We start from the raw sequence: 8,680 nt of genomic DNA on the forward strand, positions 1-8,680 counted from the left end.
AAATCGTTATACGATAGATAGTGAAAAGTTAGAACAATCTGTTGAACCTATTATCAAAAATATAATGACTAAAATATCATAATAAAAATAATTCCTACCTAACTATTAGAGATTCTAATTATTATCTTTCAGACTTATATAGCAAGTTGAATAAATAATTTACCTTACTTTATTGTTATGATTATGAGCATACTCCAGAGTCTGTAAAATTAACAAGCCAAGAACAGTTAAGAAGTTTTCAGTCAGCTGTAAATACAGCTACTAAAAATAATATTCCTAATTATGATAGAGTTACTGTCAATGGGTGTCAATTGGAGTTTAAACCACCTAGATCAGAGGTGAGTTACCAACAATTACCCATGTACGATATATGAGAGCGCACTAATGGATATCTTAATTAATAATCCAATAAAAATTTCTATAGACACAATTGAAATAGATGAGCATTGGCCTTCATTAAAATTGTATATTTCGATTGATATTGAAAAAGTGGTTTCGAGCTAAAAAATGTGTCAGTAGCTTGGTTTGAATGTAATGTTTTTGATTTTTTCATTAAAGACCTACAACTATCTAAATTCACTGTATTTAAGGATATGAATGATAATTTCAAACTAGAAATAGACATTAAAAATAATAAGATGTGTTGGATTTCTTTTAAAAAAGACATTAATGAAAATATATCTAAATCTGAAGGCTACGAAAGGATCGATTTAGACGATAGGGATAATATATTAAATGCTTTTATAGCGTATCCAAAATGGTGGTGATCAATAATCACCGCCTAATTAGTGGGGATTATTTTTATCGCTGGAAAGAGGACGAGTGGAGCGGGACAAGCTGGAAATGCTGATTCTGAGTTATCCACTTTACCACCAGGTAAACAAGGTTCCGTTATTAAAAGTGCACTTGAACCACATGAATATAAACAAGCATTAGATATGGTGAAATATAAAGGTGGTACTTTTAAAGGAGCAGAAAAAGCAAACAATCCTGGTATTGATGGTTAGCTTAATGGGGTTCCTGTTTAATAGAAAGAAATTCATGGGCAAAGCATTCATGCAGTCCGACGAAACATTACTGATGGTGCTAAGGATATGGCTAAACAAGGATATAAAGGTGATTTATATATAGATGCACCTAAAACAGGTGTGAATATGAATGAAATGATTAATCATTTTAAACTAGGATCACCTGTATTCAATATCACAAAAGAAGGTAATGTAAGTAATATTTATATTAAAACTCAAGATAGTTGGTTAAATGTAACTGACAACTCAATATCAAAAGGCGGAAGTAAATAATGGCTTATGAAATCATGTTTCCAATTAAAGAAACTCCCTCTTTCGATAAAATAGTTAAAGAATTAGTTAGTAATCTGAAAGAGCTATTAATTGATACAAGAATGATTTCAATTGGGGTTTTAAATAATAGTGATTTAGATTTATCTCATGGTTTTATAATTATTCAGGATCATAGTAACGATAATGTATGCTGGAGTAATTTTTCTTACTTTGAACCAGAAGTTAGAGATGAGTCAGAAGCTGATTTACCAATTATGTCAGGAGTAATCTATCGTATAGAGAAAAACCGAAAATTTTCAGTATTGGTTACTTGATTCTTGAAGCCAGAGTAATTTATGATGATGCTTATCTAGTACAGCGAAAAGAAGTCTATCCTGTAGAGGAATTAAAGCCCTTTGTTGAACAATATATTAAAGAGCTCTATCCAGTAGATAAGTAATGAGGCTCCCGCCTAAGCAGCGGAGAGCTTTTATCGTTTTTCTATATATGCATAGTAAGTCTGATAATCAGTTGGTCTTGCTGAAAAATGAACGACCGTAATAAATTCTGATGAAATCAGATTTTCACAGAATACGGTTTCTTATAACAAAACTGAACGAGGGACTACTTTAAAATACACTTATGATGATATTGTCTCTAGAATGAAAAAAGATGGTTGGAAAGGCGATTCTGTTGATGTCATAAAAATGCCAGATGGCAAATTAACAAATATGGATAACACTCGAATTCTTGCTCCAAGAGAAGCAGGTACTAATGTTAAAGCAAAAGTTCATGATTTTAATGAAAAATTAACTCCGGAGATTCAAGAGTTTCGAGGTCGGGAAAAATATAATACATGGGGAGAAGCAATTAAAGGGCACATAAACAAACAATCTTGAGGCTTTGGAAAACAAAATCCAAATGGCTCGAATCAATCTCCAAAAATACAAGGTAAAAAATGATGTCTAATATATTTTTATATAATACCCCAATACTTCCTGATGGTTTTGTTTTTCCTCAAAGTTATATTGACACAGTAAAATCTAATAACATTATTGATTTAGAACCATGGGATTTTTTATGCAAAGATATCGGAAAATCTTTAAGTTATTATGGAGCACTACTCATTGAATATAGAGATCAACCTTTAATACCTTTTGCTATTGCTAGTGATGAATCAGGTTTTTTTAATGATGGATATGTTGTTTTAGCCTGTTTTGATGGAAGTGATAAAAGTGGGGATCCAAAAGTTTATTTTCATGATTATGGCTATAGTTATAGTGGTGAAGATCCGGTTAGGGGTAAACAATATTATTTAGAAAATTTTTCAGCATGGCTCGAATCAGCGAAAGAAGAGTCAGCACAATATAAAGCAGATACGACTGTACCTGAATAAAGTTATTTAATTATTAAAAACTGAGATGGAGCTTGTTTAGTTAACCAAACCCCATTATCAGATAAATAAAATTTAAAGCCTTGTTGAAACATCAATAAGGCTTTTATTTTAATTACTACCATGTCGTTGTTCAACTAACAGGGTAATTTGTTCATCAATGAATAAATACCTGGGATTAATTCTCGTGCTTTAATTGAATCGATAAATATAGTACAGATAAAAAATAATTATAGAATCGGTATTTTCTATTAATTGGTATTTTTAGTGTAAGCATCTAATTATGAAAAACAAATTATATTTAAGTGAAATTATGACTAAGAAAAACACTACTCACTAGATAAATCTAATTTATCTATTTTATGAAATTAGTATTATTGGCTAAGTTATAAATTGAAACATTTAAGATTAATATTATGATTAGTCATATTAATTAAAACATGAGAAAAATTTGAGAATTTCTAACGGAAAAGTGAAAGATTATCTAATGTATTTATTAAAGTGAGTACGTTATATTTACTTTAAATTAGATTAAATATATTTAATTTTGGAGATTTATATCAAATTTACAACAAAACTTGTCCATTAACTAAATTTATATTTAATCTTATTTGAAACAATAATTTAATTTTAATTATTGAATATCTGATCAGAAGGGCGGAGAAGAAAATTATCATAGCTGATTTATTGCATATAGAATAATTATTCAATTAATATATTGAAATATATATAAAAATTTAATTTATATAAATTGTTTTTTAGATAAATATCTAAATAAAATTTTCTTATTAAAATATTTTTATTACAAATAAATTAGTTAAATAATTTGTAGAGTTAAGTTATGTATTATATTATTAATTAAAACAAATATTTGTAGATAATGTGATGAACATCAGTAAAAACCTATTATTTTTAAGTCTACTGAACGGGGTGATATATCAGACGTATGCTGCACCATCGTCAGGTCCGGCTAATCCGGCAGATATTGAGCAGCAGCAGATTATTCGAGAGCAGCAAAGGCTGAAACAGTTTCAGGAAAGAATGCAGCCTGATGTCAATGTACGATTACAGCCTCCGCAAATTGAGGGCACTGTTAGCGGTTTACCTCAGGATGAAAAACCATGCTTTGCCATTAAAAGCATCAAGTTAAATGGTGATCAGGCACAGCGGTTTCAATTTGCATTAGATAAAGCTATTTATCTGAGTAAATTCAAGCCGGGATTGTGTCTGGGTAGCAATGGTATTAATTATATTATGACACTGGCGCAGAATGCAGTAATAGACAGGGGATATACTACTACACGCATTCTGGCCAGCCCGCAGGATTTAAGTACTGGTGAGCTGGTATTGACAGTTATTCCGGGACGAATTCATGAAATTCGTTATAACCTTGATAATGCTGATCAGACACATGTAAACCGTATTCGTCGTATTCAGAATGAATTTCCTGCCAGATCTGGTGACATATTGAATCTGCGGGATTTAGAACAAGGACTGGAAAACCTGAAACGCGTGCCGACAGTAGAGGCGGATATCCAGATAGTGCCGGCTGAAGCACCGAACGAAAGTGATGTGGTTGTTTCATGGTCGCAGCGTAAAGTACCAGTACGTATCAGCTTTAATGCAGATGACTCAGGCAGTCATGCTACCGGACGTTATCAGGGCGGTGTAACTTTATCTGTTGATAATCCGTTAGGTCTAAGTGATCTGTTTTATGTGAACTATAACCATGATCTGGGTAGTAAAGACAGTACAGTAGATATTGAGGGTAATCGTACCGGTAGTGGTACACACGGCTATTCTCTTCATTATTCAGTGCCGGTAGGAAACTGGTTGATAGCTTTTAACCAGAATTATTACCGCTACCATCAGGCTATAGCCGGTTATAACCAGAATTATGATTATAACGGCAGCAGTGAAAATACAGATTTGGGGATAACCCGAATGATATATCGTAACAGTCACCGTAAAATTGATGTAAGTGCCAGAATATGGCGGCGTAAATCACATAACTATATAGACGATGCTGAAATCGAAGTACAGAGAAGACATACGGCAGGCTGGGCTATAGGGCTGAATCATCAGGAATATTTAGGAAATGCCATACTTAATCTGAGTGCAGGTTATAAGCGCGGAACCGGTGCAGACCACAGTTTACGGGCAGCGGAAGAAGAATTTGGTGAAGGCACTTCGAGGATGGAGATAATCACACTGGATGCTTCACTGATGAAGCCGTTCAGGGTAGGAAAATATAACTTTAGCTATGACACCTCGTTTCACGGGCAGTGGAATAAAACCCCGTTAATCACTCAGGATCAGGTATCGATAGGCGGGCGCTACACTGTGCGGGGATTTGACGGAGAGCTTACTTTGATGGGAGAGCAGGGCTGGTACTGGAATAACAATCTGAACTGGCAGTATTTACCGAGTCATCAGGTATATGCAGGGATAGACGTAGGGCATATAACGGGAAGAACAAGTGAAATGCAGTTAGGAAAGACACTGGCGGGTACAGTAGTGGGTTTTAAAGGTCAGGTAAAGGCTGGCGGGAACTTGTATTACGACATATTTATGGGAAAACCGATTTATAAACCGCAGCATTTCCGTACAGACAGAACCACATTCGGATTTAATCTGAATTATTCACTTTGAAGCTGTATTACAAATTTATCCTAAATATAGCGTTGATTATGAAATAAAGAGGATTGCATGATGAATAATAAAGTTAACGTAAGAATTACAAATAATTGGCTGACTGAAAATTATATTTATGTCATATTTAGATAAGTATTAAGGCAATATTTTATTAATTTTAAGAAATTTCAAATATATACAATCTTCAAAGGTCAGGAAAATGAATAAGAATCTTTTTAAGGTAATTTTCAATAAAAAACGCGGGCAAATGATGGCTGTTGCGGAAAATACTATTCGTGAAGGAAAAAGTACTGCAGACAGTACTGCCGGTAGTACCGCAATAATGAATAGCACAATCAGGATTGCAGGTTTGCCTGTTCTGGCTTGGTCTATTTTGCTGGGTTTCGGTTTATGTACCCTGGTTATTGATTCCAGCCTGGCAGGTTCGATTAATGCTGATACTTCTGCACCGAAAAATCAGCAGCCAACTATTTTACAAACAGCGAATGGAACACCGCAAATTAATATTCAGACACCTACTAAGGGCGGAGTTTCAATTAATCAGTTCCGGCAGATGGATGTAGACAAGAAAGGCGCTATTTTAAATAACAGCCGAAAAAATGCGGCAACCAGGCTGGCCGGCTGGATACAGGCCAATCCATGGCTGAGTAAAGGTGAAGCCAGAGTTATTGTTAATCAGATTAATAGTACCAATCCTAGCCAGCTGAATGGCTATATAGAAGTAGCCGGCCGGCGTGCAGAAGTAATTATAGCCAATCCGGCGGGGATAAATGTGAATGGCAGCGGATTTATTAACGCAGCAGGCGTAACGCTGACTACAGGTAAGCCGCTAATCAGGAATGGAAATTTAGACGGCTTTGAAGTCCGGCAGGGTAATATCAGTATCAGTGGAGACGGTCTGAATACTGGTAGCAGTGAATACACACGCATTCTATCGCAGGCCGCACAGATTAATGCGGGTATCTGGGCAAATAATCTGAATATTACAGCAGGAAGCAATAATACAGATGCACAGGGAAATATAACTGAGTCTGTACTGACCTCTGCAGGGAGTAAACCTTTAGTAGCTATTGATGCAGGCAAACTGGGTGGTATGTATGCCGGTAAGATTGTACTGGTCAGTACTGATAAAGGCGTTGGTGTTAATAATGCGGGGCAGATTTATGCCGGTAATGGTAATTTAAGCATAGATGCTAATGGTTACCTGAGCAATAGTGGTAGTATTGTCGTTTCTGATCAGAAATCTTCTGGTGCTGATATTGCCAGTGTTTCCCTCAATGCTGACAGAGTAACGAATAGTGGAACAGTTTCAAGTCAGGGGAAAATGCTGGTTCATAGTGAGCAGTTAGAAAACAGTGGTTTACTGACTACTGCGGATGAAATCAATATGCTGCAGCAAAAACTGCATAATCAGGGAGAAATTAATGCCGGTCGGATAGATATTATTGCAGATAATATTCATAATCAGAACGGGAAGATTATTCAGACCGGTACTCAGGGTTTAACGCTGGATCTGAATAAGCTGGATAATAGTAATAATGGCCTGATTGGTTATGCCCCTGAGCCGGATAAGCCTGCTCCGTCTGACCCGGAGCATAAACCGGAAACGGCAATACCTGCTTCTCCTCCTACTACAGCCGCCGGTAGCGGACAAACAGTCTCTGCTGTTAATACCCATAAAACACAATTTGAAACCGGAAAAATTATTAGTAGTGAGGGAATAATTAATGATAATGGTCAGATTATTGCCAATGGCGGTATTGATTTAACCTCGAAGACTGGTCTGAATAATCATGGCAGTCTGAATCTAAATAAATTAACGGTAAGTGGTGAAATATTTGATAATTATCAAGGTAAGCTCAGTGCTCGGCGGGCATTAATTAATACCAATAGCATTGATAATCATCAGGGTGAAATTACTACAACAGAATTATTATCGGCAAAAAGTGGCAAACTGGATAACAGAAAAGGTAAATTACAGTCGGTAAAGAATATTGATATAGACAGTACCCAGCTGGATAACAGTGATAATGGTCTGATTGCGGCTCAGGAACAGCTAAGTATACAGAGTGGAAATATAAATAACAGTCTGGACGGAAAAATTCAGTCCGGTGCATCTCTTAAACTGAATACGAATAACCTAAATAACCGGCAGGGCAGTATTGATAGTAATAGTCTGATATTAAAAGCCGATATTGTTGATAACAGTAAGGGAGCGATTCGTACCAATCAGCAGCTTAATGCACAGATTGGCAGCCGTCTGAATAATCAGGGCGGAGAATTCGGCAGTGGCGAAGATATATTACTCAACAGTGAAGGCGAAAGCCGTCTGAGTGTTGATAACAGTGACGGCGGAAAAATCATAGCGAATAAAAATGCCTATCTGAATACAGAAAGTATTAAAAATAATAATAAAGGAATAATAAGCAGTGAGAATTTGAATCTGAAAGCAGCACGCGCAGAGAATACGGCAGGGGGTGTTATTCAGGCAGGTAAACAGTTAAAGGCGCAAATTGACGAAAAGCTGAATAACATGGGAGGAAATATTGCAAGTAATGAAGAGTTACTGCTAAATGCTGATGGGCCCAGCAATCTGGTATTGAATAACAGCGCAAATGGCAAGATTCAGGCTGGTAAAGGAGCAGTAATTCATGCATCGACACTGGATAATAGTAATGATGGAAGCATAGATGCAGGCAGTATTGATCTGACAGCAAATAGTGTAAACAATGCTGCCGGAGCGATACGGGCAAATCAGCAGTTAAAGGTACAGATTGGCAACAGCCTGAATAATCAGGGAGGAGAATTCGGCAGTGGCGGAGATGTGTTGCTTAACAGTGAAGGTGAAAGTCATCTGGCTGTTGATAACAGTGACGGCGGAAAAATCATAGCAGGTAAATATGCTTATCTGAATACGGAAAGTATTAAAAATAATAATAAGGGGATAATAAGTAGTGAGAATCTGAATCTGAAAGCAGCACGCGCAGAAAATACGGCAGGGGGTATTATTCAGGCTGGTAAACAGCTAACGGCGCAGATTGATGAAAAGCTGGATAACACAGGAGGAAATATTGTAAGTAATGAAGAATTACTGCTAAATGCTGACGGACCAAGCAATCTGGTATTGAATAACAGCGCAAATGGCAAGATTCAGGCTGGTAAAGGTGCAGTTATTCATGCATCGACACTGGATAACAGCAGTAATGGCAGTATAGATGCAGACAGTATTGATTTGATAGCGGATAGTATAAATAATGCAGCCGGGGCTATCCGGACAAACCGCCAGTTAAAGGCACAGATTGGCAATAGTCTGAATAATCAGGGCGGAGAATTTGGTAGTGGCGGAGATGTG

The 8,680-nt window shown here is 36.3% G+C and carries 8 protein-coding genes; 7 read left to right on the forward strand and 1 reads right to left on the reverse strand.

Annotation, left to right across the window (positions count from 1 at the left end; translation table 11 throughout):
• Positions 1–788: 788 nt before the first annotated feature.
• From H3V00_RS03450 to H3V00_RS03470, 5 genes are all read left to right on the forward strand, one after another.
• Positions 789–1,007 carry a hypothetical protein gene (locus tag H3V00_RS03450; RefSeq protein WP_198207148.1) on the forward strand — a complete coding sequence of 73 codons (219 nt, stop codon included), beginning with the start codon at positions 789–791 and terminating at the stop codon, positions 1,005–1,007.
• Positions 1,008–1,094: 87 nt separating this feature from the next.
• A complete protein-coding gene (locus H3V00_RS03455; protein ID WP_198207146.1) occupies positions 1,095–1,301 on the forward strand; it encodes a hypothetical protein in 207 nt (68 codons plus the stop codon).
• Positions 1,301–1,615 carry a hypothetical protein gene (locus H3V00_RS03460; RefSeq protein ID WP_198207144.1) on the forward strand — a complete coding sequence of 105 codons (315 nt, stop codon included), beginning with the start codon at positions 1,301–1,303 and terminating at the stop codon, positions 1,613–1,615. Before H3V00_RS03455 ends, H3V00_RS03460 begins: the two co-directional genes overlap by 1 nt.
• 327 nt (positions 1,616–1,942) lie before the next feature.
• The gene (locus H3V00_RS03465) at positions 1,943–2,179 is read left to right on the forward strand and encodes a hypothetical protein (RefSeq protein ID WP_198207142.1); all 237 of its coding nucleotides are present in this window, start codon (positions 1,943–1,945) and stop codon (positions 2,177–2,179) included.
• 59 nt (positions 2,180–2,238) lie between these two features.
• Positions 2,239–2,676, forward strand: coding sequence for a hypothetical protein (locus tag H3V00_RS03470; RefSeq protein WP_198207140.1), 438 nt, complete (start codon positions 2,239–2,241; stop codon positions 2,674–2,676).
• 2 nt (positions 2,677–2,678) lie between these two features.
• Here the strand turns inward: H3V00_RS03470 and H3V00_RS11550 are convergent, their stop codons facing one another.
• Positions 2,679–2,798 (reverse strand): hypothetical protein, encoded by a 120-nt coding sequence (locus H3V00_RS11550; RefSeq protein WP_144353294.1) that lies wholly within the window; start codon positions 2,796–2,798, stop codon positions 2,679–2,681.
• 760 nt (positions 2,799–3,558) lie between these two features.
• Between H3V00_RS11550 and H3V00_RS03480 the strand changes: the two genes are divergently transcribed.
• Together H3V00_RS03480 and H3V00_RS03485 are read left to right on the forward strand one after the other, a co-directional pair.
• Positions 3,559–5,325 (forward strand): ShlB/FhaC/HecB family hemolysin secretion/activation protein, encoded by a 1,767-nt coding sequence (locus tag H3V00_RS03480; protein ID WP_198207138.1) that lies wholly within the window; start codon positions 3,559–3,561, stop codon positions 5,323–5,325.
• A gap of 202 nt (positions 5,326–5,527) precedes the next feature.
• Positions 5,528–8,680 (forward strand): filamentous hemagglutinin N-terminal domain-containing protein (locus tag H3V00_RS03485; RefSeq protein WP_198207136.1); only part of this gene is annotated, 3,153 nt, incomplete at its 3' end.

The sequence above is a fragment of the Snodgrassella sp. W6238H11 genome (assembly GCF_016100525.1).
In the GTDB taxonomy this organism is placed as follows: domain Bacteria; phylum Pseudomonadota; class Gammaproteobacteria; order Burkholderiales; family Neisseriaceae; genus Snodgrassella; species Snodgrassella alvi.

Coding starts and splice junctions, on each gene's coding strand:
- H3V00_RS03480 (WP_198207138.1), top strand. CDS start 3,559: ATGAACATCAGTAAAAACCTATTATTTTTAAGTCTACTGAACGGGGTG.
- H3V00_RS03465 (WP_198207142.1), top strand. CDS start 1,943: ATGAAAAAAGATGGTTGGAAAGGCGATTCTGTTGATGTCATAAAAATG.
- H3V00_RS11550 (WP_144353294.1), bottom strand. CDS start 2,798: ATGGTAGTAATTAAAATAAAAGCCTTATTGATGTTTCAACAAGGCTTT.
- H3V00_RS03470 (WP_198207140.1), top strand. CDS start 2,239: ATGATGTCTAATATATTTTTATATAATACCCCAATACTTCCTGATGGT.
- H3V00_RS03460 (WP_198207144.1), top strand. CDS start 1,301: ATGGCTTATGAAATCATGTTTCCAATTAAAGAAACTCCCTCTTTCGAT.
- H3V00_RS03455 (WP_198207146.1), top strand. CDS start 1,095: ATGGCTAAACAAGGATATAAAGGTGATTTATATATAGATGCACCTAAA.